General features: G+C 70.4%; 21 protein-coding genes. 10 read left to right on the top strand and 11 right to left on the bottom strand.

Annotation, left to right across the window (positions count from 1 at the left end; all coding sequences use genetic code 11):
- Nucleotides 1–92 precede the first annotated feature (92 nt).
- The 5 genes from AB0I29_RS08895 (at nucleotide 93) to AB0I29_RS08875 (ending at nucleotide 3,848) form a co-directional block, all read left to right on the top strand.
- Nucleotides 93–866: a sigma-70 family RNA polymerase sigma factor gene (locus tag AB0I29_RS08895; protein ID WP_285102596.1), complete on the top strand. Its 774-nt coding sequence runs from the start codon at nucleotides 93–95 to the stop codon at nucleotides 864–866.
- A complete protein-coding gene (rsrA, locus tag AB0I29_RS08890) occupies nucleotides 863–1,147 on the top strand; it encodes a mycothiol system anti-sigma-R factor (protein ID WP_285102597.1) in 285 nt (94 codons plus the stop codon). The genes AB0I29_RS08895 and rsrA overlap by 4 nt, the downstream gene beginning before the upstream one ends.
- Before the next feature lie 309 nt (nucleotides 1,148–1,456).
- On the top strand, nucleotides 1,457–2,323 hold the full coding sequence (locus tag AB0I29_RS08885) for a DUF4097 family beta strand repeat-containing protein (protein ID WP_357480494.1): 867 nt from the start codon (nucleotides 1,457–1,459) through the stop codon (nucleotides 2,321–2,323).
- Complete coding sequence (locus tag AB0I29_RS08880) at nucleotides 2,323–3,009, top strand: PadR family transcriptional regulator (protein WP_285102599.1); 687 nt, start codon at nucleotides 2,323–2,325, stop codon at nucleotides 3,007–3,009. Before AB0I29_RS08885 ends, AB0I29_RS08880 begins: the two co-directional genes overlap by 1 nt.
- 41 nt (nucleotides 3,010–3,050) lie before the next feature.
- Entirely contained in the window at nucleotides 3,051–3,848 is a 798-nt protein-coding gene (locus AB0I29_RS08875) for a hypothetical protein (RefSeq protein WP_285102600.1), read from the top strand.
- 159 nt (nucleotides 3,849–4,007) lie between these two features.
- Here the strand turns inward: AB0I29_RS08875 and AB0I29_RS08870 are convergent, their stop codons facing one another.
- Together AB0I29_RS08870 and AB0I29_RS08865 are read right to left on the bottom strand one after the other, a co-directional pair.
- The gene (locus tag AB0I29_RS08870) at nucleotides 4,008–4,616 is read right to left on the bottom strand and encodes a GDSL-type esterase/lipase family protein (RefSeq protein ID WP_285102601.1); all 609 of its coding nucleotides are present in this window, start codon (nucleotides 4,614–4,616) and stop codon (nucleotides 4,008–4,010) included.
- A gap of 127 nt (nucleotides 4,617–4,743) precedes the next feature.
- Entirely contained in the window at nucleotides 4,744–5,682 is a 939-nt protein-coding gene (locus tag AB0I29_RS08865) for an aldose 1-epimerase family protein (RefSeq protein ID WP_357480713.1), read from the bottom strand.
- A 174-nt stretch (nucleotides 5,683–5,856) separates the two neighbouring features.
- On the opposite strand from AB0I29_RS08865, the gene AB0I29_RS08860 reads away from it, so the two are divergent.
- Complete coding sequence (locus tag AB0I29_RS08860) at nucleotides 5,857–6,852, top strand: aldo/keto reductase (RefSeq protein WP_357480489.1); 996 nt, start codon at nucleotides 5,857–5,859, stop codon at nucleotides 6,850–6,852.
- Between the two features lie 66 nt (nucleotides 6,853–6,918).
- On the opposite strand, the gene AB0I29_RS08855 is transcribed toward AB0I29_RS08860, so the two are convergent.
- The 3 genes from AB0I29_RS08855 to AB0I29_RS08845 all read right to left on the bottom strand — a co-directional run bounded on the left by AB0I29_RS08855 (nucleotide 6,919) and on the right by AB0I29_RS08845 (nucleotide 13,152).
- Complete coding sequence (locus AB0I29_RS08855; protein ID WP_357480486.1) at nucleotides 6,919–10,758, bottom strand: multifunctional oxoglutarate decarboxylase/oxoglutarate dehydrogenase thiamine pyrophosphate-binding subunit/dihydrolipoyllysine-residue succinyltransferase subunit; 3,840 nt, start codon at nucleotides 10,756–10,758, stop codon at nucleotides 6,919–6,921.
- A 359-nt stretch (nucleotides 10,759–11,117) separates the two neighbouring features.
- Complete coding sequence (locus tag AB0I29_RS08850) at nucleotides 11,118–12,362, bottom strand: HAMP domain-containing sensor histidine kinase (RefSeq protein ID WP_285102604.1); 1,245 nt, start codon at nucleotides 12,360–12,362, stop codon at nucleotides 11,118–11,120.
- A 16-nt stretch (nucleotides 12,363–12,378) separates the two neighbouring features.
- Nucleotides 12,379–13,152 carry a response regulator transcription factor gene (locus tag AB0I29_RS08845; RefSeq protein ID WP_285102605.1) on the bottom strand — a complete coding sequence of 258 codons (774 nt, stop codon included), beginning with the start codon at nucleotides 13,150–13,152 and terminating at the stop codon, nucleotides 12,379–12,381.
- A gap of 173 nt (nucleotides 13,153–13,325) precedes the next feature.
- Here AB0I29_RS08845 and AB0I29_RS08840 point away from each other — a divergent pair, with 173 nt between their 5' ends.
- From AB0I29_RS08840 to AB0I29_RS08830, 3 genes are all read left to right on the top strand, one after another.
- Complete coding sequence (locus AB0I29_RS08840; RefSeq protein ID WP_357480482.1) at nucleotides 13,326–14,807, top strand: hemolysin family protein; 1,482 nt, start codon at nucleotides 13,326–13,328, stop codon at nucleotides 14,805–14,807.
- Entirely contained in the window at nucleotides 14,804–15,850 is a 1,047-nt protein-coding gene (locus tag AB0I29_RS08835) for a hemolysin family protein (protein WP_357480479.1), read from the top strand. The genes AB0I29_RS08840 and AB0I29_RS08835 overlap by 4 nt, the downstream gene beginning before the upstream one ends.
- Before the next feature lie 118 nt (nucleotides 15,851–15,968).
- Entirely contained in the window at nucleotides 15,969–16,832 is an 864-nt protein-coding gene (locus tag AB0I29_RS08830; protein ID WP_357480476.1) for a M15 family metallopeptidase, read from the top strand.
- A gap of 31 nt (nucleotides 16,833–16,863) precedes the next feature.
- On the opposite strand, the gene AB0I29_RS08825 is transcribed toward AB0I29_RS08830, so the two are convergent.
- The 4 genes from AB0I29_RS08825 to AB0I29_RS08810 form a co-directional block, all read right to left on the bottom strand.
- Nucleotides 16,864–17,535 carry a CYTH domain-containing protein gene (locus AB0I29_RS08825; protein ID WP_357480473.1) on the bottom strand — a complete coding sequence of 224 codons (672 nt, stop codon included), beginning with the start codon at nucleotides 17,533–17,535 and terminating at the stop codon, nucleotides 16,864–16,866.
- Nucleotides 17,536–17,589: 54 nt separating this feature from the next.
- Nucleotides 17,590–18,150, bottom strand: coding sequence for an STM3941 family protein (locus AB0I29_RS08820; RefSeq protein ID WP_285102610.1), 561 nt, complete (start codon nucleotides 18,148–18,150; stop codon nucleotides 17,590–17,592).
- Nucleotides 18,151–18,222: 72 nt separating this feature from the next.
- Complete coding sequence (locus AB0I29_RS08815; protein ID WP_357480470.1) at nucleotides 18,223–19,044, bottom strand: sulfite exporter TauE/SafE family protein; 822 nt, start codon at nucleotides 19,042–19,044, stop codon at nucleotides 18,223–18,225.
- A gap of 125 nt (nucleotides 19,045–19,169) precedes the next feature.
- Entirely contained in the window at nucleotides 19,170–20,210 is a 1,041-nt protein-coding gene (locus AB0I29_RS08810) for a TerC/Alx family metal homeostasis membrane protein (protein ID WP_357480710.1), read from the bottom strand.
- A gap of 412 nt (nucleotides 20,211–20,622) precedes the next feature.
- On the opposite strand from AB0I29_RS08810, the gene AB0I29_RS08805 reads away from it, so the two are divergent.
- Nucleotides 20,623–21,648 carry a DUF3883 domain-containing protein gene (locus AB0I29_RS08805; protein ID WP_357480707.1) on the top strand — a complete coding sequence of 342 codons (1,026 nt, stop codon included), beginning with the start codon at nucleotides 20,623–20,625 and terminating at the stop codon, nucleotides 21,646–21,648.
- A 946-nt stretch (nucleotides 21,649–22,594) separates the two neighbouring features.
- On the opposite strand, the gene AB0I29_RS08800 is transcribed toward AB0I29_RS08805, so the two are convergent.
- Together AB0I29_RS08800 and AB0I29_RS08795 are read right to left on the bottom strand one after the other, a co-directional pair.
- Nucleotides 22,595–22,840 carry a hypothetical protein gene (locus tag AB0I29_RS08800; RefSeq protein WP_357480467.1) on the bottom strand — a complete coding sequence of 82 codons (246 nt, stop codon included), beginning with the start codon at nucleotides 22,838–22,840 and terminating at the stop codon, nucleotides 22,595–22,597.
- 258 nt (nucleotides 22,841–23,098) lie between these two features.
- Nucleotides 23,099–24,340, bottom strand: coding sequence for a DUF6575 domain-containing protein (locus AB0I29_RS08795; RefSeq protein ID WP_357480464.1), 1,242 nt, complete (start codon nucleotides 24,338–24,340; stop codon nucleotides 23,099–23,101).
- Nucleotides 24,341–24,704 lie beyond the last annotated feature (364 nt).

The following is a 24,704-nucleotide window of genomic DNA, read 5'->3' as shown; positions in this document are numbered from 1 at the left end:
GCACGGCGGACGTCCTGTCCGGCGCCGCCCCGAGCGCTTTCGGCGCCGTTCTGGCGAACACCGGCTGGCCGACGCGGCTAGGCTCAAGGGCGATGACTGACACTTCCCGTGAGCAGAACCAGGGCGCAGGCGCCGATGCCGGCAGCGCCGACGTCGAGGCGCGCCCCGGCGAGGGCGCGAGCGAGGCCGTCGTCGGGACCACGGGACCGACCGAGGGCACCGACGTGACCACCGACGTCGACCCCGAGGACGCCGAGGGAACCGAGCGGTCCCCCCAGGAGGAGGACTCGACGGCTCGCGCCGCGCGGTTCGAGCGGGACGCCCTGCAGTACCTCGACCAGCTGTACTCCGCCGCGCTGCGCATGACGCGCAACCCCGCGGACGCGGAGGACCTGGTGCAGGAGACGTTCGCCAAGGCGTTCGCGGCGTTCCACCAGTACCGGCCGGGCACCAACCTGAAGGCCTGGCTGTACCGGATCCTCACGAACACGTTCATCAACAGCTACCGCAAGAAGCAGCGCGAGCCGCAGCAGTCCCAGGCGGAGGACGTCGAGGACTGGCAGATCGCGCGCGCGGCGTCGCACACGTCGCGCGGCCTGCGCTCGGCCGAGGCCGAGGCGCTGGACCGGCTCCCGGACAGCGATGTGAAGCGGGCGCTCGCCGAGCTCCCGGAGGACCGTCGGATGGTCGTCTACTACGCCGACGTCGAGGGCTTCCCCTACAAGGAGATCGCGGAGATCATGGGGACGCCGATAGGGACCGTCATGTCCCGTCTGCACCGCGGACGCCGGCAGCTGCGTGAGCTCCTCGCCGACTACGCCGCTCAGCGAGGACTCGTCAGCCAGGCGCCCGGAGGTGCGCAGTGAACAACATCAAACCCGTACCGCACGACACGGCGGGGGAGTCCGAGTGCGAACACGCACTGACGCACCTGTACGAGTACCTGGACTCCGAGATGACGCCGGACGACGAGCAGCGCATGCGCGCCCACGTCGCCCACTGCTCGCCGTGCCTGGCGGAGCTGAGCGTCGAGGACCTGGTCAAGCAGCTCGTGAAGCGGTCGTGCAGCGAGCGCGCGCCGGACACCCTGCGCGTACGGATCCACGAGCAGCTGACGGTGATGTCAGTGGTCTCGGTGGCCGACTGACGCAGCAGCCCGAGGCATGACGAAGGGCCGGTACCCCGTGGGGGTGCCGGCCCTTTCGCATGCTCAGGCTGTTCGCCTCAGGCGTTGGGACGCTTGCCGTGGTTGGCGGCCGAGCCCTTGCGGCTACGGCGCTTGCGACCGCGCTTGCTCATGGGTGTCTCCTGACAGGTGACGGACTGAATGGCTCAATGGTCCCACAGATCCGGGGGTTGTCAGGCCGCACGGGGTTGTCAGGTCGAGTAACGCGATATATCGTGTCTGGCATCAACGCGATATATCGCGTTCAGGACCTGACCATCGGAGGCACTCATGAGCACGGACAGCTGGACCGTCACCGGTCCGCAGACCATCGAGCTGAGCGACGTGACCACCGTGGACGCCCACGTCGTCGACGGCCGGCTGGACGTCGTCGCCCACGACGAGCCCGTCGTCCGCGTCGAGGTGCACTCGGTCGAGGGCCGGTCCCTGGAGGTCCGCCTCGAGGACGGCCGCCTGGTCATCGAGCACGAGAGCGGCCTCGGCGGCTGGGGCTCGTTCATGAAGCGGTTCGCCGACTTCGGCGGCAAGGCACGCGCCGACATCCACGTCGCGGTACCCGCCGGCACCGCGGTGCGCCTGGGCACGATCCGCGGCGAGTGCCTCCTGGCGGGCACGACGGCCGGGGCGTCCGCGTCCACCGTCTCCGGGTCCCTGCTGGTCTCCCGCACGGCCGGCGACCTCAGGCTGAACACCGTCTCCGGCGAGGTGACGGTCCGCGACCACGTGGGCGACATCACGAGCAATACCGTGTCCGCCGACGTCGTGGTGAGCGGGTCCGCCGAGTCCGTCGTGTCGTCGTCGGTCTCCGGGGACGTGACGATCGACCTGGCGACCCAGCCGCGGTCGGTCAAGGTCAACTCGGTGTCCGGGAACCTGCTGCTGCGCGTGCCGGACGACGGTGCGGTGGCCGTGTCGGCGCAGAGCGTCAGCGGGCGTGTGACGGTGGGCGGCGCCCAGTTCTCCGGCGGTGGCGGTGCCACGTTCTCCGGCGTCGGCCGCACCGATGCCGGGCCTGCCGGTCCGGGGACCACCCGGCTGCGGGCCACCAGCGTCTCCGGCGAGGTCACCGTCGTCGGCTTCCCGCAGGACGCCCCCGTCGACGCCACCCCCGCGGACCACTCGACCGTGGAGCTGTGATGCCACCGGTCTTCGCCCACGGCGAGCTGCGCCTCTACCTCCTGGTGCTGCTCATGGACGGGCCCCGGCACGGGTACGAGCTCATCACCGAGCTCACCCGGCGCTTCGGGGGCACGTACCGCCCCAGCGCGGGGACCATCTACCCGCGGCTGGCCCGGCTCGAGGAGGAAGGGCTGGTGCGCCGTTCCGCGCCGGGACCCGGCACGGCCGGACCCTCCGGGGCCGGGCGCAAGGGTACCTACGAGCTCACCCCCGCCGGCCAGGCCGAGCTCGACTCCCGCCTCGACGACGTCAAGCGCCTGGAGCGCAGCGTCGCCGAGACGGTACGCAGCCTCGCGGACGACGTGCGGGCCGACATCCGCGACACGATGCGCGGCCTGCGGGCCGAGCTCGCCGCCGCGGCGCAGGAGGTACGCACCCGCCCGCGACCGGGCCCCGACACCACGCCGGACCCGCGCCGCACCCAGTCCAACTCGCTACGGCACGACGCCGAGGCGGTGCTGCAGCGGTTCCGCAACGACGTGCTGGCCGACCTGCGGGAGGCCGACGTCGCCGGTACGGTGTCGGCGCTGACCGTCGAGACGCTGCGCACCGTCCTCGACTCGGCGCGTGCCGCGATCCGTGGGACCCTGCCGAACAGCGCGAGCAGCTCACCGCCCGCCGCACACCGCACGAGCCCGCAGTGACCAGATCAGTGACCCCCCATCCCCATGAACGGAGCACAGCGATGACCACCGAGTCCTGGAGCGTGGCCGCACCGCAGACCATCGAGGTCGGCGGCGCCACGACCCTGACCGTCCGACTGACGAACGGCCGCGCTGAGATCGTGGCCGACCCGAACCGCACGTCCGGTGCCGTCGTGGAGGTTCTCGAGGTCTCGACGCGGCCGCTGCAGATCCTCGCCGAGCACGGCAACCTCCGGGTCGCGTACGACTTCCCGGGCCTCGAGGGCTTCGTGGACCGGTTCCGCGGCCTCAAGGATCAGGACAGCGCCGTCGTGCGGATCACCGTGCCGGCCACGTCCGTGGTCGACGTCGCGACCGTGGGCGCCGAGGTGGTGGTGACCGGCGCGCAGGCCGGCGTGAACGTCAAGACCGCGGGCGGCGCCATCACGGTCACCGGGACCACCGGTTCCGTGACCACCAAGTCCGGCACGGGGGCCGTCAGCATCGCCGAGCACTCGGGCGACGCGTCGGCCACGACCGTGTCCGGCGCCGTGTCGCTCGCAGGTGCCCTGGGCCGGGTCTCGGTCCAGACCGTGTCCGGTGCGGTCGACGTCACCGCCGTCGGCACCACGCCGCTGGTCAACGCCAAGACGGTCTCCGGCGCGGCGGCGGTCCAGCTCGACGCCGGCGCACCGGTCAACCTCCGCGCACGCAGCGTGACGGGCAAGGTCGTGATCGACGGGGCGCAGGCGACGTCGAGCGCGCAGCGCACCGTCGTCGTCGACCACGCGGAGCCGGGCGCCGCGGCCTACATCTCGACCAACACGGTCTCGGGAACGGCCACGATCACCCGCGGCTGACCCCTGTCGCCGTAGTGCAGGAAGCCCGGGTCACCTTGGTGACCCGGGCTTCCGGCATGCGCCTCCGGCGCACGCTCTGCTTCTTGTCGCCTGAGCCTGCGGTTCCGCTTCGGGCGGGTGCCTCGTTCCTCGGCCCCCACCCTGCGCTGCACCTCCGGCTCAGGCGACCTCGTCCTGGGGCAGGCCCAGCCAGCTGTGCCACCCCGTGTGCAGCACGAGCCACGCCATGAGGCCGTAGCCCGCCTGGCCGGGGTAGGTGCCCCCGCCCTGCGCCAGGTCGGCCAGCCACTGCTCGTGCTGCGCCAGCGGCGTGTACGTGTCGACGTACGGCACGCGGCGCCGGCTGGCGACGTCGGCGAACGCGTCGGAGAGCTCCGCGATCCGGTCGCCCTCCGCGGGCGCACCGGGCGGCGGCCCGACGACGAACGCCGCCGTGCGGTTCGAGTCCGCGACGTCGAGGATGTTCGCCAGGTTCAGGCGTGAGCGCGCGACCGTGAGCCCCGCGGCGACGTCATGCCGCCCCAGGGCCACGACCAGGCGGTTCTCGACCTCGGAGTCCGGGCCGAACCGCGCCGCGGTCTCGGCCTCCCAGCGGGCGCCGAGCTGCGTGCTGTTCTCGCCGGGGACGGCGAGCGTGAAGAGCATTGCGGTCCGGGAAAAGTGGGTGCGCGCGACGACGCGGCCGGTCCAGCCGAGCGCACGGGCGTCTCCGACACCCGTGGCCAGCTCGTCACCGACGACGCAGATGCGCACCTCGCGATCCTGCAACGGACTCTCCTTGCCTGTTCCCGGCAGCCTGGCGGACGGCCGGTTCCCCATTGTGGTGCACGGAGCGCGGCCGATCGGTGACAACGCGCCGACGGCCGCGTGCCGCGTCGCGACAACGCGGAGGTCGTCAGAGCAGGGTCATCCCCCAGCGGACGCCGTGGTGCTCGTCCGGGGCGAGGTGCACGAGTCGCTCGCCGGTGCGGAAGGCGTCCGCGACGCAGGTCATGGGCTCGGCGGCCAGCCCCATCCGACGGCGGCCCGGCTCGATGTGGTCGCCCGTGCAGACCTGCCAGACGTCCTGCGACTCGTCCATCCAGACCGCGGCCGTCCTCCCGTCCGGGCCGGTCAGGTGGGCCCAGGACAGGCCCTTCTCGTCGCGGGTCACGTCCACGTAGGCGTCGTCCAGGTCGACGCCGGCGGCGCTGCGTGCCTCGCGCAGGTCGAACATGCCCGACGCCGGCTCGGTACCGGTCGGCAGCAGCCGCTCGTCGGTCGTCACGCGGGTCGCGGCGTCCAGCCGCAGGGTGCACTCGTCCAGGTCCGCGCCGCCCGTGGACAGCCAGGGGTGGAACCCGCACCCGTACGGCGCGGTGTCGGCGCCCACGTTGGTGACGTCGAGGGTGATCTCGAGACCGGCGTCGGACAGGGAGTAGCGCATCTGCGCCACGAGCTGGAACGGGTAGCCGGGCCGTGCCACGAGCTCGAGCTCGAGCGTGACGGCGGAGCCCGTGTGCTCCACGACGGACCAGCGGTCGAACGCCGCCAGGCCGTGCAGCGCGGTGTTGCGCGCGGGCTCGGTCACGGGGAGCTGGTGGCTCACGCCGCCGTACTCGTAGGCGCCGTCCCGCAGCCGGTTGGGCCAGGGGATGAGGACCGCGCAGTTGAACACGGGGTTGATCTCGTCCGCGCCGAACGGCACCACGACATCACGGCCGTCCACCGAGTACTCTCGCAGCGCCGCACCCACCTGGGTGACGGTGGCGCGATGGCCCGCGTGGCTGATGCGGAACTGGTCCCCGGAAGGATGGGGCCTTGCGGCAGCAACCGGAGGAATTTCTGTCGTCACACTCACACCGTAACCGTAGGGCAATTCTCGCCTGCGCCACGTAGCGTGAGACAGCAGACTAGAGAGCAGGCTAGACGGTCGGGCCCCACCCAGCACGCAGGGCCCCGCTGAACGACTGGACCCGACGGCGGGTCCGCGCGGGCAGCTCTGCCCGCCCCAGCAGTAGGAGGAACCATGGAACAGCAGGTACTCGGACGGACTGGTCGGCTCGTATCGGCCGTGGGCCTGGGCACCTGGCAGCTCGGCGCCGACTGGGGAGAGGTCAGCGAGAGCGATGCCCACGCCGTTCTCGAGGCCTCGCTCGAGGCCGGGGTGACCTTCTTCGACACCGCGGACGTCTACGGCGACGGCCGCAGCGAGCAGGTGATCGGCGCGTTCCTCAAGGAGCACCCCGAGGCCGGGATCACCGTGGCCACGAAGATGGGCCGGCGCATGGACCAGGTGCCGGAGAACTACGTGCTGGAGCACTTCCGCGAGTGGACCGACCGCTCCCGGCAGAACCTCGGCGTCGACCGCCTGGACCTGGTGCAGCTGCACTGCCCGCCCACGGCCGTCTACTCCACGGACGCCGTGTACGACGCGCTCGACGAGCTCGTGTCCGACGGCGTGATCGCGGCGTACGGCGTGAGCGTCGAGAAGACCACGGAGGCCCTGGAGGCCATCGCGCGTCCGAACGTCGCCTCCGTGCAGATCATCCTCAACGCGTTCCGGCTCAAGCCGCTCGACGAGGTGCTGCCCGCGGCGTCCGCGGCGGGCGTCGGCATCATCGCGCGCGTGCCGCTCGCCTCCGGGCTGCTCTCCGGCAAGTACACCAAGGACACGGTGTTCGCGGAGAACGACCACCGCAGCTTCAACCGTGACGGCGCCGCCTTCGACGTCGGCGAGACGTTCTCCGGCGTGCCCTACGAGGTGGGTCTCGAGGCGGCGGCCCGGTTCACCGAGCTGTCCCGGGAGATCCTGGGCGACACCCTCACGCCGCCCCAGGCCGCGATCGCGTGGGCGTGGCAGCGGCCGGGCGTCTCGTCCGTCATCCCGGGCGCGCGCAACGTGGAGCAGGCCCGGGCCAACGCCGCCGCGGGCGACGCCGCGACGCTGGGCCCGCTGTTCATGTCGGGCGTGCGGGAGATCTACGACGAGCTGATCAAGGAGCACGTCCACGACCGGTGGTGACACCGCTCGCACACGCCGAAGGGCGGGCACCCCGTGGGGTGCCCGCCCTTCGGCGTGTACGGCCTGTCAGCCGCGGGTGAAGGCCTGCTCCAGCAGCGTCTTCTGCTGCGCCTGGTGCAGCTTCGCGGTACCGGCCGCCGTCGAGGCCGACGCCGGGCGGGAGACCACCTTGACGTACGGCACGTCCAGCGGCAGCGCCAGGTGGATGAAGCCCCACGCGCCCTGGTTCTGCGGCTCGTCCTGCACCCAGACCACCTCGGCTTCGCCGTACTTGGCGATCTCGGCGCGGATCTGCGCCTCCGGGAACGGGTAGAGCTGCTCCAGGCGGACGATGGCCACGCCCTCGTCACCGCGCTTGGTGCGCTCGGCGAGGAGGTCGTAGTACACGCGGCCGGTGCAGAGGATCACGCGGTCGACCTTGGCGGCGTCCGCCGTCGAGTCCGCGATGACCTCCTGGAACGTGCCCGAGGTGAAGTCCTCCACCGCGGACGCCGCCGCCTTGAGGCGCAGCAGCTGCTTGGGCGTGAACACCACCAGCGGACGGCGCGGCCGGGCGTAGGCCTGGCGGCGCAGCAGGTGGAAGTACGACGCCGGCGTGGACGGCTGCGCGATGGTGATGTTGTCCTCGGCGCCGAGCTGCAGGAACCGCTCGATGCGGGCCGACGAGTGGTCGGGCCCCTGGCCCTCGTAGCCGTGCGGCAGCAGCATGACCACCGACGACGACTGGCCCCACTTCTGCTCGGCGGACGAGATGAACTCGTCGATCACCGTCTGGGCGCCGTTGACGAAGTCGCCGAACTGCGCCTCCCAGAGCACCAGGGCGTCCGGGCGCTCCACCGAGTAGCCGTACTCGAAGCCGAGCGCCGCGTACTCCGACAGCGAGGAGTCGTAGACCCAGAACTTGGCCTGGTCGCCCGACAGGTACAGCAGCGGGGTCCACTCTGCGCCGGTCTCCCGGTCGTGGAGCACCGCGTGCCGCTGCACGAACGTGCCGCGCCGCGAGTCCTGCCCGGCGAGGCGCACCGGGGTGCCCTCCGCGAGCAGCGAGCCGAAGGCCGCGAGCTCGCCGAAGCCCCAGTCGATGCCGCCTTCCTTGGCCATGAGCTGGCGCTTCTCCAGCAGCTGGGCCAGCTTCGGGTGGACCGTGAAGCCCTCCGGCGGCGTGGTGTGCACGTCGCCGACCCGCTGCAGCGCGTCGTGGGAGATCGCGGTCTGCCAGCCGACCATCGTGCCGGCGTCCTCGCGCTGCGACTCGGGGCGCTCCAGGCCCGCGAGGTGCTCCGTCTCCGGGGCGGGCGTGAAGCCGGACTTGGTCTCGGTGAAGACCCGCTCGAGCTGCGACTGGTAGTCCTGCAGCGCGTGCTCGGCCTCCTCCACGGTGATGTCACCGCGCGCGACCAGGTTCTCGGTGTACAGCTTGCGCACCGAGCGCTTGGTCTCGATGAGGTTGTACATGAGCGGCTGCGTCATCGACGGGTCGTCGCCCTCGTTGTGCCCGCGGCGGCGGTAGCAGATGAGGTCGATGATGACGTCCTGGCCGAACTGCTCGCGGAACGCGAAGGCGAGCTCCGCGGTGCGGACCACGGCCTCGGGGTCGTCACCGTTCACGTGCATGACCGGGACCTGGTAGCCCTTGGCGACGTCGGTCGCGTAGGTGGTCGACCGCGACGCCGTCGGGCCGGTGGTGAAGCCCACCTGGTTGTTGACGACCACGTGGATGGTGCCGCCGGTGCGGTACCCGCGCAGCTGCGACAGGTTCAGCACCTCGGGGACCACGCCCTGGCCGGCGAACGCCGCGTCGCCGTGCACCAGGATCGGCAGCACGGAGAAGCCGTCGCCACCGAGGTCGATGCGGTCCTGCTTGGCGCGGACGATGCCCTCGAGCACCGGGTCCACCGCCTCCAGGTGCGACGGGTTGGCCGCGAGGTAGACGCGCGTGGTGGCGCCGGACTCGGAGGTGAAGGTGCCCTCGGTGCCGAGGTGGTACTTCACGTCACCGGAGCCCTGGACGCTCTTGGGGTCGAGCTGGCCCTCGAACTCCTTGAAGATCTGGCCGTAGCTCTTGCCCGCGATGTTCGCCAGCACGTTGAGGCGGCCGCGGTGGGCCATGCCGATGCCGACCTCGTCGAGGCCGCCCTCGGCGGCGCGCGACAGGATCGCGTCGAGCAGCGGGATCAGGGACTCGCCGCCCTCCAGCGAGAAGCGCTTCTGCCCCACGAACTTGGTCTGCAGGAACGTCTCGAACGCCTCGGCGGAGTTCAGCCGGCGCAGGATGCGCAGCTGGTCCTCGCGCGGGGTCTTGGCGTAGCCGGCCTCCAGGCGCTCCTGGAGCCACTTGCGCTGACCCGGGTCGGCGATGTGCATGTACTCGATGCCGATGGTGCGGCAGTACGAGTCGCGCAGCAGGCCGAGGATGTCGCGCAGCGTCGCCTTCGGCTTGGGGCCGAAGCCCGCCGTCGGGAACGTGCGGTCCAGGTCCCACAGCGTCAGGCCGTGCGTCTGGATGTCCAGGTCGGGGTGCTTGCGCTGGCGGTAGGCCAGCGGGTCGGTGTCGGCCATGAGGTGACCGCGCGAGCGGTACGCCTGCACGACCTCGGCGATCTTGGCCGGCTTGGCGGCCTCGACGTCGGCGTCGACCGTGTTGTCGCGCACCCAGCGCACGGGCTCGTACGGGACGCGCAGCGCCGCGAAGACGCGGTCGTAGAAGCCGTCCAGGCCGAGCAGCTTGTTCGAGATGATCTTCAGGAACTCGCCGGACTGGGCGCCCTGGATGATGCGGTGGTCGTAGGTCGACGTGACCGTCATGACCTTCGAGATGCCCATGCGGGCGAGCTGCTCCTCGGACGCGCCGGCGAACTCCGCCGGGTAGTCCATGGCGCCGACGCCGATGATGGTGCCCTGACCCTGCATGAGGCGCGGCACCGAGTGCACGGTGCCGATGCCGCCCGGGTTGGTCAGCGAGATCGTGGTGCCCTGGAAGTCCGGCACGCCGAGCTTGTTGCCGCGGGCCTTGCGGACCAGCTCCTCGTAGGCCGCCCAGAACTCGGCGAAGTCGAGCTCCTCGGCCTTCTTGATGCTGGGCACCAGGAGCTGGCGCGAGCCGTCCGGCTTGGCCAGGTCGATCGCGAGGCCGAAGCCCACGTGCGCCGGCTGGTTCACGCCCGGCTTGCCGTCGACCGGCTCGTAGTGGGCGTTCATGACGGGCATGTCGGCCAGCGCCTCGACCAGCGCGAAGCCGATGAGGTGCGTGAACGAGATCTTGCCGCCGCGTCCGCGCTTGAGGTGGTTGTTAATGACGATGCGGTTGTCGACCATCAGCTTGGCGGGCACGGCGCGCACCGAAGTGGCGGTGGGGACCTCCAGCGAGGCCTCCATGTTCGTGACCACGCGCGCGGCGGGGCCGCGCAGCTTCTGGATGTCGTCGACGGCGTCCGGGTGCGCCACGGGGCGCTCGAACGTGTCCGCGTAGTGGGTGGTGGGCGGCGTGGCGATCGGGCTGGCCGGGTTGACCTTCGGGTCGGCCGGCAGGGCCTTCTCCCGCACCGGCTGCTCGGCCTCGGCGGCGGCGGTGCCGCCGGTCACCGGGCCGGCGCTCGGGGCGGGTGCCTCGGGCACGGGCGTCGCGGCGGGCGCGGCAACCGGGGCGGACGCGGCGGGCGCGGCCGTAGGTGCCGCGGTCGGTGTCGGGGAGGCCGGGGCGGGCGCCGTGGCGCCGTCCTTGGTGGAACCGTTCTCGCCCGGCGTGTAGTCGGCGAAGAAGTCCCACCACGCGGGGTCCACCGCGTTCTTGTCCTTCAGGTACTGCTGGTAGAGCTCGTCCACAAGCCATTCGTTGGCTCCGAATGACGAGCTCGCCACGCTGATCGACTCTGAACCAGCCTTAGGGGACACGCGCGGATCGCCCACCTTCACCACAGTTGCGTTCGTCGCGCGCCGCACAGGGGTCACAGCGCGCACAGCCCGAATGGTTTTCGGACCCTCCAAGGGTAGGCCCTCCGCGCTCCGCGGGGGGCGTGATCCCGCGGGTGTTGCGGGCGGGTCCGGTGTCAAAGAAGTAGGTTCGTCATGTTTCTCGCACCAAGAGCAAAACCAGGGCAACATTCGGCCTCGAAGTCCCCAACGTGGTGTTACGGGGTTTCGCCCGGCACGGACAATCTTTGGCGTCTGTGACAGAAATCACGGGACTCCGTCTCACGTTCTGGCGCCTCGCAGCCCTAGGCTGCTGGGTTTCTCGTCGGACGCCGCCGGGCGGGACGTCGCCCGGCTCAGACCGTGTGCGTCGTCGTGACACCCGGTGCCGGGTGGGCCCGCGCGGGGAGCGTGACGCGCATCGTCGCGCCGCGGTCGGAGTCGACCACCTCGACGTGCCCGCCGTGCAGCTCGACCGCCCAGCGGACGATCGCGAGGCCGATCCCGGTGCCGCCGCTCGACCCGACGGTGCCCGACCCGACGGTGCCGTCGGCGCCGCTCATCGTGTCGACCAGGGACTCGTCGACGGTGCCGGCACGCCCCTTGTCGCCCTTGTCGCCCCGGTTCCGGCCGCCCCGGCGGCTGACGCCCCGGCCGCCGCCGTCGCGCCCCCCGTCACCGCGCTGCGCGCCGGTCGACCCGGTGCCGCGGACGAACCGCTGGAAGATCCGCTCGCGGTCGGCGGCGGCGATGCCGGGCCCCTCGTCGCTCACCTCCAGCACGATGTCCGACCCCTCCGTGCCGTCCACGGGGTACGCGTCCAGCCGGACGACGCCGCCCTGCGGCGAGTGCCGGATGGCGTTCTGCAGCAGGTTGATGACCACCTGGTGCAGGCGTTCCGCGTCGCCCTCGATGGTCAGGTCCTCGGGGGTCACGTCGATGACGTAGTGCAGGTCCTTGGCGGCGTCGACCATCTGGAGGTCCTCGGCGCAGTGCTCCAGGAAGTCGCCGACGGCGATCTCGCCGACGTTCAGGGCCGAGGCGCCCGCCTCGATCCGGGAGAGGTCCAGCAGATAGGTGACGAGCCGGGTCAGCCGCTCGGTCTGGGCGTGCGCCTGCTCCAGCGCGGCCGGGGTGGGCTGCACCACGCCGTCCACCATGTTCTCGAGCTGGGCCTGGAGCGCGGCGACGGGCGTGCGCAGCTCGTGCGACACGTTCGCGATGAGGTCGCGACGGGTCTGCTCCACCGAGGCCAGGTCCTCCGCCATGCGGTTGAAGGCGTGCGCGAGCTGACCCACCTCGTCGCTGCTCGTCGCGCGTACCCGGCGGGTGTAGTCGCCGTCGGCCATGGCCTGGACGGCCTCGGTGATCTCCCGGAGGGGCGACGTCATGCCGCGGGCCAGGATCTGGGTGACCAGCAGCGACAGGATGATGGCCAGGGGGAAGGTGCGGCTCGGCCCCAGGGACGCCTGGAGGCCGAGCCAGGTGATGAGCACAGCGGCCGTCACGGTGGCCGCGACGAGCACGCCGAGCTTGATCTTGAGCGAGCGCAGGGGGTCGAGCGGCCGCACGTCGGGGACGCGGGGCACGTGCGGTCTCATCGGAACGACACCCGTGCTACTGGTTGGCGGGCGGCTCGAACGCGTACCCGACGCCGTGGACGGTCCGGATCAGGTCCGGACCGAGCTTGCGCCGCAGCGCCTTGATGTGGGAGTCGACGGTGCGGGTGCCGCTGGCGTCGGCCCAGTCCCAGACCTCGGCGAGCAGGCGCTCGCGCGTGAGCACGGTCTTGGGGGAGCCGGCGAGCATGACGAGCAGCTCGAACTCCGTGGGGGTCAGGTGCACTTCCTCGCCCCCGCGGTAGACACGGCGCTGGGCGCGGTCCACGGTCACGTCGCCCATCGTCATGGGCGGGTCGGCGGGCGTGGTCGCGGCGGCCTGGGCCGCGCGGTCGACCCGGCGCAGCAGGGCCTTGATCCGTGCCACCAGCTCGCGCATGGAGAACGGCTTGGTCATGTAGTCGTCGGCGCCCACGCCCAGACCGACCAGCATGTCGGTCTCGTCGTCGCGTGCGGTGAGCATCAGGATCGGGGTGGGGTGCTCCGCCTGGATGCGGCGTGTGACCTCGAGCCCGTCGATGCCCGGGAGCATCACGTCGAGCACCACGAGGTCGGGGCGCAGCCGGGAGGCGGCGTCGACGCCGGACAGGCCGTCGCGCGCGACCTCGACGCGCCAGCCCTCGGCGGACAACCGCTGGGCGATCGCGGTCGCGATCGTGGGCTCGTCCTCCACCACGAGGACGGTCGCGCTCTGCTGACCGGTCGAGGTGGCGGCCGACGCCGCGCCGGCCTGCTGCGGGGCCCCAGACGGCTGGGGAGTACCAGATGACATAGGTCAATCATGCCCGTACCTGCCTGATAAGACACTGAAGCCAGCCTGAGAGTCGGACCCCGAGGCGCTCGGAGCGCTGTTCCCGCTACGATCTATCGCACGATGATCGAGCGACATCCAGACCGAGAACCCTGGACCCATCAGGACCCCCGCAGTGCCCTCCGGAGGGCGAGATGACCGGCGACTGGATCATGGTCGCCGTCGGCGTCCTCCTCACGGCCGGTACTGCCGTCTTCGTGGCGGGAGAGTTCTCCCTCGTCACCATCGACCCCGCCGTGATCGGCGACTCCGACGACTCGGAGGGAGACAGACCCGGCGGGTCCCGGTCTGCCTCCTCGTCCGACCCGGGCCCCGGCACCCGGCCCGGTTCCGGTACCCAGCCCGCCTTCGGGAACGGCATGCGGGACCGCAGCGTGCGTACCGCGCTGCGCCACCTCTCCACCGAGCTGAGCTCGGCCCAGGTCGGCATCACGCTGACCACCATCCTGCTCGGCTACACCGCCCAGCCGGCGCTGAACTCCCTGATCTCGGCCGCCTTCGGGTCGACCTCCGTGCCGACGGCGGTCTCCGCCGGCCTCGCGGGTGTCCTGGCCCTCATCCTGGTGAACGCGTTCTCCATGGTCTGCGGCGAGCTGATCCCCAAGAACTTCGCGCTGTCGGCCCCGCTGGCCACCGCGCGGCTCGTGGTGCCGATCCAGCGCGTGTTCACCATCACCTTCAAGCCGCTGATCGCGGTGCTCAACGGTTCGGCCAACGCGCTGCTGCGCCGCCTCGGCGTCGAGCCCCGCGAGGAGCTGTCCGGGGCGCGCTCCGCGTCCGAGCTCGCCTCGCTGGTGCGCCGCTCCGCCGAGGAGGGCACGCTCGAGGAGTCGGTGGCGACCCTGCTGACCAACTCGATCGAGCTGGACACCCTCAGCGCGCGTGACGTCATGACCGACCGCCTGCGCATGTCCGTCGTGGACCGGGACGCGACGGCGGAGGACGTCGTCGCGCTCGCCCGGCGCACCGGGCACTCGCGGTTCCCCGTGATCGGGGAGGACCGCGACGACATCGTCGGCCTGGTGCACCTGCGCCGCGCCGTCGGCGTGCCGCACGACCGGCGGGCCGAGGTGCCCGCGGCCGCCCTCATGGTGGACGCGCCCCGTGTCCCCGAGACGGTGCGCCTGGGCCCCCTGCTCGTGGAGCTGCGCGGGTTCGGGCTGCAGATGGCCGTGGTCGTGGACGAGTACGGCGGCACGTCCGGCGTCGTGACGCTGGAGGACGTCGTCGAGGAGCTGGTGGGCGACGTCGCCGACGAGCACGACCCCCGCCGTGCCGGCGCCTCCCGCGCCGCCGACGGGTCGTGGATCGTGCCGGGCGTGCTGCGGCCCGACGAGCTCGACGAGTACACCAACATCGAGGTCCCCGAGGGGGCCGCGTACGAGACGCTCGGCGGCCTCGTGATGGCAGAGCTGGGCCGCGTTCCCGTGGTGGGCGACGAGGTCGTGGTGGGACAGGCCGGCCCGCAGGGGCTGCACGCCCGGGTTGCGCTGCGCGTCGAGGCTATGGACGGCCGGCGCGTCGAGCGCCTCCGCGTCCGCCCGCTGCCCGACGACGGCCCGCCCGACGGCGCCGGCCTCGACCGGACCGGCTCCGGGAAGGGGGCGAACCGATGAGCACCACCACCGCACTCGTCATCGGCCTCGTGCTGCTCGCGGGGAACGCGTTCTTCGTGGGCGCCGAGTTCGCCGTCATCTCCGCGCGCCGCAGCGCCATCGAGCCGCTCGCCGCGGCCGGTGACCGGCGCGCCGTCACCGTCCTGTGGGCCATGGAGCACGTGTCGCTCATGCTGGCCTGCGCGCAGCTCGGCGTGACCGTCTGCTCCACCGGGCTGGGCATCGTGGCGGAGCCCGCCATCGCGCAGCTCCTGGAGGGGCCGCTGCACGGCCTCGGCGTGAGCGAGGACCTCACGCACCCGATCGCGCTGGTCATCGCGCTGTCGCTGGTCGTGTACCTGCACGTCGTGCTCGGGGAGATGGTGCCCAAGAATCTGGCGGTCTCCGGTCCGGACCGGGCGGTCATGTGGTTCGGGCCGCCGCTCGTGCTCCTGGGCCGGGTGCTCCGCCCCGTCATCCTGGGCCTGAACTGGATCGCGAACCACGCGGTGCGGCTCGCCGGCGTGGAGCCCAAGGACGAGGTCGCCTCGGCGTTCACCGCGCAGGAGGTCCAGTCCATCGTGGAGCACTCCCAGGCGGAGGGTGTGCTGCGCGACGAGCAGGGACTGCTGACGGGCGCCATCGAGTTCTCCAACCGCACCGCGCGCGACGTCATGGTGCCGGTCGGCGGCCTGGTCGCCGTGGACGAGACCAGCACGCCCGACGACGTCGAGCGGCTCGTCTCCAAGCACGGCTTCAGCCGGTTCCCGGTCGTGACGCGCCGGGACGACGGCGACGAGCTCGTCGGCTACCTGCACCTCAAGGACGTCCTGTACGCGACCGGGCCCGCCCGGTTCGAGCCTGTCGCCGTCTGGCGCGTGCGCGCCCTGGCGGCCGTCGCGCCCGACGACGAGGTCGAGGACGCGCTGCGCGTGATGCAGCGCTCGGGCTCGCACCTGGCGCGGGTCGAGGGGCCGGACGGCGAGGTGCTCGGCGTGGTATTCCTCGAGGACATCCTCGAGGAGCTCGTGGGCGAGGTGCGTGACGCGATGCAGCGCCGCTGACGCCGGGACGGGCGCGACCGTCCACAGGCCGGGCTTGGCAGCCGGGCCGACCCAGGTTAATGTCACGTGCACATAACGGAACGCGAGGGGGCCGCGGACACATGACGACGGAGGACGAGTGGAGTCCACGGCTGTGACGAGTGCGCCCGTGCTCATGACGCGTCGAGAGCGGCGCGAGGCGGAGCAGCACACGCAGGCGATGCGCAAGGTGACGTCGTTCGACCGGCTGGTCACCGGAGCGGTTCCCCGGGCACCCCGGCCCACGTCCTCGGTCCCCGCCGGGCAGCGGCTCATCTCCCGGGCCGCCGTGGTCGGCACCCTCGCGGCCGCGACCATCGCGGCGCCGTTCGCGCAGGCGGTCGACAAGCCGGGCGACTCCCCGTTCGACGTCGAGGCCCCGCCCACCGGGCCGACGGTGCTGGACCTGGTGACGCAGCCCGTTGAGCGGCCGGAGACCTCGGGATCCGTGGTCCGCGCCGAGGCCCTCACCCGGCCCGAGTCGGCCGCCAGCCGCTCGCTCGACCGCAGCCCCCTGCCGGACTGCGACGTCAACGCCTCCGTGGACGGGACGAACGGCGGGCTCGCCGACCACTCGCTGTGCGAGCTATGGCAGCCGGGGGAGTACCTCCGGCCCGACGCCGCGATGTCGCTCAGCGCGCTCAACGAGGCGTTCCGCGCGTCGTTCGGCCGCGAGCTGTGCCTGGTGGCGAGCTACCGCGACCTGAGCACGCAGTACGAGCTCAAGGCGTCCCGCGGCTACTACGCCGCGTCCCCGGGCACCTCCATGCACGGCTGGGGCCTGGCGATCGACCTGTGCTCCAAGGAGACGGGCGACAGCGACGTCTTCTCGTGGCTGTGGGCCAACGCGCCGGCGTACGGCTGGCAGAACCCGTCCTGGGCGCAGCTCGGCGGCAGCAAGTACGAGCCGTGGCACTGGGAGTTCGTGACCGGCGTCGTCGAGAAGGGCGAGTGGCGGGGCTGACGGTGCCAGCGGTGCCTCGGAGGCGCCTCGCTCAGAGGCGCAGGTGGGTGTTGGGCCCGAAGTCCTGCCGGAAGGTCGGCCCCCGCTCCGCGAGCTCCGTGGCGAACGACGGCGCCCACGCGCTGTAGGGCTCCATGGCCAGCGACTCGTTGGAGAACCGGCGGTCGTCGGTGATCTCCGTGACGCAGAAGTCCGGGATCTGCAGGCCGGTGACGGGGCCGGAGCGCTCGCACTCGGCCACCACCAGCGGGTGGTTGGGCCCGCCGAAGACGTCGATCGACCAGCCGTCCGCCCCGAGCCACGCGGCGTAGCGGACCTTGACGATCGGGGCGCCGCCCCGGCGCACCAGCTCCACGCCGACGCGCGGGTCCAGCTCGCGCTCCGCCTCGTAGCGGGTGCCCCCGACTGCCGGGCCCTTGACGGTGACGGCGGCGAAGTCGATGTCCGCGACGTGCGCGCGGAGCAGCTCGGCCGGATCGGTGTCGGCGGTCAGGTCGGCGTCGACGTCGCCCGCCTGGACCCGGACGCGCAGGGCGTAGCCGTCGTCGGCCAGGAAGTACGACTGGACGATGAGGGCCGGCGCGTCCTTGAGCTCGGCCGGCAGGTCGCGCACGAAGAACCGGCGCTCGAACTCGAAGTCGGCGTAGCCGCGGTCAGGATCGGGGTCGGGGGCGGCCGGCCCGTCGAAGAGGTCGTCGCTCATGAGAGGTCCCTCGCCATGCTCGGCAGATGATTCTCGGCGGATGATCCCAGAAGTCTACGCAACCGGCTTCGCCTGGGGCGCGTGGCCGGCGACGAACTCGGTCAGCGCCGCGGAGAGCTCCTCCGGACGGGTCGCGATGCTCCCGGGCTTCAAGACCACGGGGGTGCCGACCGCGAGAGAGTTCACCGAGGCGGCGATGCGCCGGACGACGGTGCGCTGGCGGACCACGACGGCGCGCGGGTCGGCGACGTCCACGGCGAGCACCCGTCGGAAGGCCAGCCGGGTCTCCCGGACGCCCGTCACCTCGGACCAGAGCACCTGCTCGACGCCGAGGTTGGGCAGCCAGTCGGTGAGGCCGTCGTCGTCGAGCGTGAGCACGGGCCACGCGGGCAGCAGCAGGCGGCGCACCACGATGAGGCCGAGGCCGGTGAAGACCAGCACGCCGATCGCGCTCACGGAGACCACGGTCAGCGCCGCCGGTGAGCCGCTGGTCTGCGCGGCGTCGAAGCCGAGGCGGGTGGCGATCGCGCAGAGCACCACCAGCGCGAGGGTGGTGAGGGCGAGCGTGACGACGTGCGCTCGGGACGGGTAGAAGTCGACGGATTCGTCGGGCATATCCGGACACTAGCGGCCCGCGGGGGCGGATCGGTAGCCCGGGGTCGCCGGGGCCCGGGCTCGGCGGTCGGGTCAGGCCAGCAGGAGGCGCGCGCCCGCCACGGACGTCGCGATCAGCACGACCGTGCTGAACACCGAGCCTGAGATGCGGTGGGCCACGAGCTTGCCGAGCACGAGGCCGGCGACCAGGCCGGGCAGGAGGACGAGCGAGACGTGCAGCGACGCGGGGGAGACCAGCCCCAGCCCGGCGCTGAACGGCAGCTTGGCCACGTTCACCGTGAGGAAGAACAGTGCGACCGTGCCCAGCAGACCGGCGCGCGAGATCCCGGCCCGCAGCAGGTAGAGGCTCATGGGCGGTCCGCCGGCGTTGGCGATCATGGTCGAGACCCCGGCCGTGGCCCCGAGCGCGGTGCGGATGACCCGCTCGCGGAGGCGAGGGCGGGTGGGGGCGGCGTCGCCGTCGGGCACAGGCTCTGGCGTGGGACCGGCGGGGCGGGGCGGTCGGCGGCGCGCGCGGCGCGCGGCGAGCTGCCGGACCAGGTCGCCGAGCCCGGCGAGGAGGAGCAGCGCTCCGACGATCCGGGCGCTGACGTCTGGCGGGGCCCAGCGCAGCGCCGCGAAGCCGACGATCAGCCCGAGCGTGACGCTCGGGAGCAGGTCCCGCAGGACGCGCCACCGGACGTCCCGGCCGTACGCACTCACGGCGACGAGGTCACCGACGATGAGCAGGGGCAATGCGACCCCGGCGGCCTGGACCGGCGGGAGCACCGAGGCGATGACGGCCGCTCCGAACGCGCCGAGCGGCGGCAGGCCGGTCTTGGACAGGCCCATGAGGAGTGCGGCGACCGTGCCGCCGATGACGACGGTGACGGTGAGGTCCAGTGCGGGGTCCATGACGGGGTGGACTCTACGGCGGAACGACGACGGACCGCCGTGGCCGCTCGCCCCGCGGGACCCTCCCCGACGTGTCAGACGTACAGGTCACCGGAGGGACCTGTACGTCTGACACGTACCTCGGGTCAGTGCGCCCCGGGGCGGGAGGTGCTGGGGGCGTCCTCGGCCTCGCCGGCCGGCTCGGTGGTCGAGGCCTCGTCGAGCTCCTGGGTGCCCGGCTCGGTGCCGGCGTCTGCCGCGTCGTCGTTGCGCGTCGCGTGGAGGCTGGTGAAGGTGACGATGACGAGCACGCCGATGATCACGCCGAGCGAGGCCAGGGTCGGGATCTCCGGCACGCCGGCCCAGATGCCGTGGGCCCAGTGCAGCACGAGCTTGACGCCGATGAAGGCGAGGATCGTCGCGAGGCCGTAGCCGAGGTGCACGAGCTTGCTCAGGGCGCCCTGGAGCACGAAGTACAGGGCACGCAGGCCGAGGAGGGCGAAAGCGTTGGTCGCGAACACGAGGTACGGGTCGCTGGTGATGCCGTAGACGGCAGGCACCGAGTCGACGGCGAAGACGACGTCGGCGGCGAAGATCGCGACGACCACGACCGCCAGGGGCGTGAGCATGCGCTTGCCGCCCTCGCGCACCGAGAGCGCAGGGCCGCGGTAGTCGTCCGTGACGGGCATGAAGCGGCGGATCACCTTGACCGACCGCAGCTCGGAGACGTCGATCGCGTGGTCGTCGCCCTTGACCTGGTCACGGAGGATCTTGACCGCGGTGGCCAGCAGGATCGCGCCGAAGAGCAGGAAGGCCCAGCTCAGGTTGGCCAGGACGGCCGCGCCGAGCGCGATGAAGACGCCGCGGAGCACCAGCGCGCCGACGATGCCGAGCAGGAGCACGCGCTGCTGCAGGGCCTTGGGTACCGCGAAGGCGCTGAGCAGCAGCATGAACACGAAGAGGTTGTCCACGGACAGCGACTTCTCGACGAGGTACCCGGTCAGGTACTGCACGCCGGTCGACGATCCGAAGGTGGCCCAGATCCAGCCGCCGAACGCGAGCGGGAGGGCGATGTAGAAGGCGCTCCAGCCGAGGGCCTCCCGCATCGAGACCTCGTGCGGGCGCCGGGTGATGAGGAAGTCGACGACGACCAGAGCGATGACGGCGACGATGGTGACGGCCCACATCGTGGGGGTGGCCACCGTGGTCAGGCCGGAGGCAGGGGCAGCAGAACTCGTCAGCGAGGCGAGCAAGGAGTCTCCAAAGATAGGTCGGCTCCGAGGTCTCCTTCGCCTTGCTGAGCAAGGCCGCCGCCCGAGGCGCTGGTAGCGCCGTAATGACCGGGACGGTGTTGGGAAGTACTCCCCCCGCGCAGCAAACTGTACGGCATGTCGCCCGAAAGGGGCAGACAGGCCGGGGGTCGGGGTCGATCCGGAGGTGCCCGCGCGGGGTGTCGGCCCGGGGTGTCGGCTCGGGGGAACGCCGAGGTTTCGCCCGCTGCTTTGATCGAGCGTATCCGTTGCGGACGCTAGCCTCGCAAACAGATAGGTGCAGCTGGGAGCTGGTGTGGCGCTCTTGCCCGCGAGGATGGAGTCCGTGATGATCAACGAATGGTGGGCACTGGCGTCCGATCAGCGGTACTGGATGGAGACGATCAAGCGCCGCGACTATGGCGATGCCATCCGCGCGCCACACCGGAAGCAGAACGGCGCGGCCATGCCCTACTACGAGCTCGTGAAGTTCGTGCGCGACGGAGATGTCGTTCTGCATTGGGATACCGAGCGTCCCTTCGGCGCCCCGTCCGCATTCGTCGGGTGGTCGGTCGTCGATGGCGCCCCTTATGACACCGACAATGTCGTCTATAGCGACGCTTCGCCCACGACTGGCACGGAAGCCCTTCTCCGCGACTACACCGCGTTCCGGCAGCCGCTCGACTATCACCAGCTCAATGACCGCTTCGCAAAGGTTCGTGCTCTCCGTGATCAGTTGGCGAGCCAGGTCGACGGCACGAACTACTTTCCGTTCAACATCCGGAAGGACGGCACACTCCGCGCTGGACAGGGCAACTACCTGACGAAGTTCCCGGTAGAGCTGTTCGACGCCTTGCCCGAGCTGGCGGAAGCGCGGCGTGGCGCCCAGATTCCGAGAATGGAAACCCGGTACGCAGGCTGGTCCCGGGAGGCGCGTGGGGACCGGCGCCAGGCCACTGAGGCTGGCTACATCGCTGACGCCAAGGTTCGCCGTGCGATCGAGATGCAAGCGGTACATCAGGCGATGGCCTACTACGAGGCTCTTGGCTACGACTGCCTCGACGTGGGTGCGTCACGTCCCTACGACCTGCACCTGACCCGAGCCGGCGTCGACGGCGAGCGGCACATCGAGGTCAAAGGGTCGATGGGAGAGGCGGCGGAGGTCGAACTGACGATTGGCGAGGTGAACCACGCTCGCGACTTCCAACCCACGGATCTCTTAATAGTCGGCGGCATCACGTGGAAACGGGAGGGCGACAGCGTCGTTACCGAGCCGGGGCAAGCCCGCGTGGTCGAGAACTGGACTCCGCGGAAGTTGTCATTGCGGCCCATTCGGTTCCGTCACACCGTCCCACGGGCAGTGTCCATCGAGTGACCGGAACCGTATGCGCGAAACACGGTGCGACCAAGGGGCGCGCGATGAGTATGGTTCGCGCCGTCGAGCGGCACTGCCATCCTTTCGGTGGAACGGGCGAGCTGCACATGACGCGAGACGGCCTCGGACCTGGAGCCCAGGGCCGTCTCTTCGTGCCTCACGGGTCGCTGACCTGTGGTGGGGAGAGTGGTGGGGAACCACTCCCGGCTCGGGACAGCGAAAGGGCCCCTCATCTGGCGTGATGCCTGGTGAGGGGCCCTTTTCGGGTGGTGCGCTTGAAGGGATTCGAAACCCCGACCTTCTGCTCCGGAGGACTTCGGCTCATGGCCGATCGGTGTGTTTCTGCGGGTCGCCCGGCCCGGAACGCCCGGGAAACTGGTGCTCGCGCGAGCGTTCGGAGCTGTTTGGCGGGGAGATTGGCGGGGAAGGCGGGATCATCTGTCAGTGGGCAACGAGGACCGATATCGCTGTGGCTTCTGCGGCGAGCCGACTGACGACGACCCGAGGTACGTCCGCCTTGATCTGTCTTGGGATCACGCGGAGGTCTTCCAAGTCATCGGGGCCCACCATGCCTGCCTGGTCGCAGCGCTACAGCCGGGCTTCCCTCTGGCGGTTGAGGGGCCATACGAGTAGTGAGCTGATGGGGCGGTCGTACCTGCGGGTCTGTGACCCAACATGCTCCTGCTTCGGGGTCCCTGTTCCTCCGTCATCCGTTGGCGCGGGGCACGTCTCGGACATCGGTTCTGCCGGCAGTGCAACAGGTCCCGCTTGTTGGGCTTCGGTGCGGTGATGCTCGGTGTCGGCGGGACCTGTTGCGCTGGCGGCGGGTTCGGTGTCAGGGTCCCGGTCAAGCCAATGGATGACGGAGGAACAGGGGCACCGCGGTCCCTCGATCCTCTTGATTCCGGCAGGTGTCCGCCGGAGGCCCTTCGAGCTCGGCCGAGACCTATCCTCGGGTCGGTCGCGGATCGATCGCCTTCGCGAGAGCAAGGACTATCGCGCTGGTCGTGAGTGGGCCGCTGTCCTGCTCCAGTTCGGCCGCGAGGCTTTGCAGGAAGACCTCCGCTGTGAAGTCATTCCAGGCCGTGGGGTTGTCGTATGCCGAGTCGCGCAGGTCCCACAGGGCGTCGACGAGCTGTTCGTTCGTCTGGGCCGTAGCGAGGTCACGTAGTCCGGCGCTGAGTGCGTCCACACCGCGAATCGTAGGCGGGTCCCGAGCTGAGTCGGGGCCCGCTTCGTCGTTCTTCGAGTTCGGCCCGCTGGGTGGGGTGCGGTGGGGTGCGCGGAGGCGCGGAGCGCCGCAGCGCGGGGCCCCATCGCGGGGCCCCGCCCGGGCGGGCCGGACGCGCGGCGGAGCCGCGCCTTGAGCCAGTAAAGAAAATCCTCACGGAACTGTTGTACGGCGGCGTGCTGGTGCTGCTCGCACCTCGCGGATGGGGCGATCCAGGCCCTAGAGCGGAGGCGAAAGGGGTCCTCTCGGATCCGCCCACTCTGCAATCGAGGTGAGCGTGTACCTTCTACCGCCCTCTTGCTCCGTAACGCCGAACTCAACCCGCTCGATAAGTTGGGCCTGCACATAACTTTGATGTCCGACCCTCAGCCCGTCAATCTGGTCACGCGCTTCCTCATTGACCCGTCCGGAGTACTCCTGCTGTCGGGCCTCATCCAGCAAGAGAAAGGTTCCCCTAAGCGTGTTGGACGCGAGCAGTGTTCCTCGACGGATATAGAGGTCGCGTTCGGCTGGCTTGACTCCATCGATGAGTTCCACCGCCTCAACGACTTGTTGAGCAGTCAGCCGGGCGGAAGTTGGATCGGCTCGTTGGGGACCGACCAATATTCCGAGGCCACTCTCCGCTTGCAAGACCGCGCGAAACAGCGAGATCACCTTCGACCGTGCGCGCGGGCCGTAGGCACGCAGGGCCTCCACAAGAATTTGTGGGTTGCTTCCAGTTTCCACCAGTGCAACTAGACGTTCGAGAGTAGCCTGGACGTTATGCTCATCGTCCATTAAACGCCCTCGCTTATCGGTGGCGAGCACAACGGCGAAAGATGCAGCACGTAGTGCGACAACGTTCATCTGGATGCCGTCTGTGATGCTGGCCGCGATTGCGCCCCTCTCTGTGGGGGTGCCCGTCTCTTCTTGTGCGAGCGCATCGAAGGTCTCCTGCAGCCGCGTGCCGATATTTCCAAGATTCCTTAGTGAAAACTCGGTCAAGTTCTCGCCATTGGCGTCGAGTTCGATTGCGGCAAACGTGCGGAGCGACGCTACTGCGTCGGATCGTAGTTCCTGCTCATTAAGTGGCGGAGCCGTTGGTGTTTCGATATCCAGACGCGCAGAGGGGGTTGGAAGCTTATTCTCCGGAATTTCTCCGTATGGAAGTGCGAACGCATTAACGTAGGGCTCGGCGCGTTCGTGTCGCTCGATGACACTCCAAATCTCCCAAGGCCCGGAAGTTTCAAAAGCTTCTCGCAAGCCGATGTGCCCGGACCTGACCTGGTTAAACCGCTGCGGCGACAGAACGAGATAGAGATACTCAACGCTGACGTCATCCTCGTCCGTACAAATGGCGAGAAGTCTAACGTCGAGACTTAACGAGCGGAGGGCAAAGAAGCGCGGTCCATCGTGCTCGAAGTAGACCTCTAGCATTTCAAGCTCGCCGTAGGGCAGGGCGTTCGAGAGGCTGTCTATCATGCCGTCGTCCCAACTACCTCATTCGGTGGCGGCACTGCACCGTGGGCGGGCCACCAATCGTGATGGTCCTTTCCCGCATGGCTCGGTGTGTTGAGTATAGTTCCGGCATTCGGGACCAGATCGAATCTAACGATCACCTTGCCTCGCGCCCATGGCAGAAACTCCAATGAGGCAATAAGGCTGTCCTCGCGAGTGTACATTGAAAGAGCATACGCGCCGCAGTTGTTCGCGCTTCGATGCGCGCTGCTCGATCTGTTATCGATTGGTAGTTCCCAGTCGATTTTCACGTCAGTGAGCGTAGCTCCGATTTCCGCCCCGCGGTGCCCGAATCGGTAGTAGGTCCCGTTCGGGGGCTCGCTGTTCG

This window comes from Promicromonospora sp. NPDC050262 (assembly GCF_040655935.1).
In the GTDB taxonomy this organism is placed as follows: Bacteria; Actinomycetota; Actinomycetes; order Actinomycetales; family Cellulomonadaceae; genus Promicromonospora.
This window is presented reverse-complemented; position numbering and strand designations above follow the sequence as displayed.

Bases quoted from the DNA above. Each gene is read 5' to 3' on its own strand.
- AB0I29_RS08895 (WP_285102596.1), top strand. From the start codon at position 93: ATGACTGACACTTCCCGTGAGCAGAACCAGGGCGCAGGCGCCGATGCC.
- AB0I29_RS08885 (WP_357480494.1), top strand. From the start codon at position 1,457: ATGAGCACGGACAGCTGGACCGTCACCGGTCCGCAGACCATCGAGCTG.
- AB0I29_RS08880 (WP_285102599.1), top strand. From the start codon at position 2,323: ATGCCACCGGTCTTCGCCCACGGCGAGCTGCGCCTCTACCTCCTGGTG.
- AB0I29_RS08875 (WP_285102600.1), top strand. From the start codon at position 3,051: ATGACCACCGAGTCCTGGAGCGTGGCCGCACCGCAGACCATCGAGGTC.
- AB0I29_RS08860 (WP_357480489.1), top strand. From the start codon at position 5,857: ATGGAACAGCAGGTACTCGGACGGACTGGTCGGCTCGTATCGGCCGTG.
- AB0I29_RS08850 (WP_285102604.1), bottom strand. From the start codon at position 12,362: ATGAGACCGCACGTGCCCCGCGTCCCCGACGTGCGGCCGCTCGACCCC.
- AB0I29_RS08845 (WP_285102605.1), bottom strand. From the start codon at position 13,152: ATGTCATCTGGTACTCCCCAGCCGTCTGGGGCCCCGCAGCAGGCCGGC.
- AB0I29_RS08840 (WP_357480482.1), top strand. From the start codon at position 13,326: ATGACCGGCGACTGGATCATGGTCGCCGTCGGCGTCCTCCTCACGGCC.
- AB0I29_RS08835 (WP_357480479.1), top strand. From the start codon at position 14,804: ATGAGCACCACCACCGCACTCGTCATCGGCCTCGTGCTGCTCGCGGGG.
- AB0I29_RS08825 (WP_357480473.1), bottom strand. From the start codon at position 17,535: ATGAGCGACGACCTCTTCGACGGGCCGGCCGCCCCCGACCCCGATCCT.
- AB0I29_RS08820 (WP_285102610.1), bottom strand. From the start codon at position 18,150: ATGCCCGACGAATCCGTCGACTTCTACCCGTCCCGAGCGCACGTCGTC.
- AB0I29_RS08815 (WP_357480470.1), bottom strand. From the start codon at position 19,044: ATGGACCCCGCACTGGACCTCACCGTCACCGTCGTCATCGGCGGCACG.
- AB0I29_RS08810 (WP_357480710.1), bottom strand. From the start codon at position 20,210: ATGTGGGCCGTCACCATCGTCGCCGTCATCGCTCTGGTCGTCGTCGAC.
- AB0I29_RS08805 (WP_357480707.1), top strand. From the start codon at position 20,623: ATGATCAACGAATGGTGGGCACTGGCGTCCGATCAGCGGTACTGGATG.
- AB0I29_RS08795 (WP_357480464.1), bottom strand. From the start codon at position 24,340: ATGATAGACAGCCTCTCGAACGCCCTGCCCTACGGCGAGCTTGAAATG.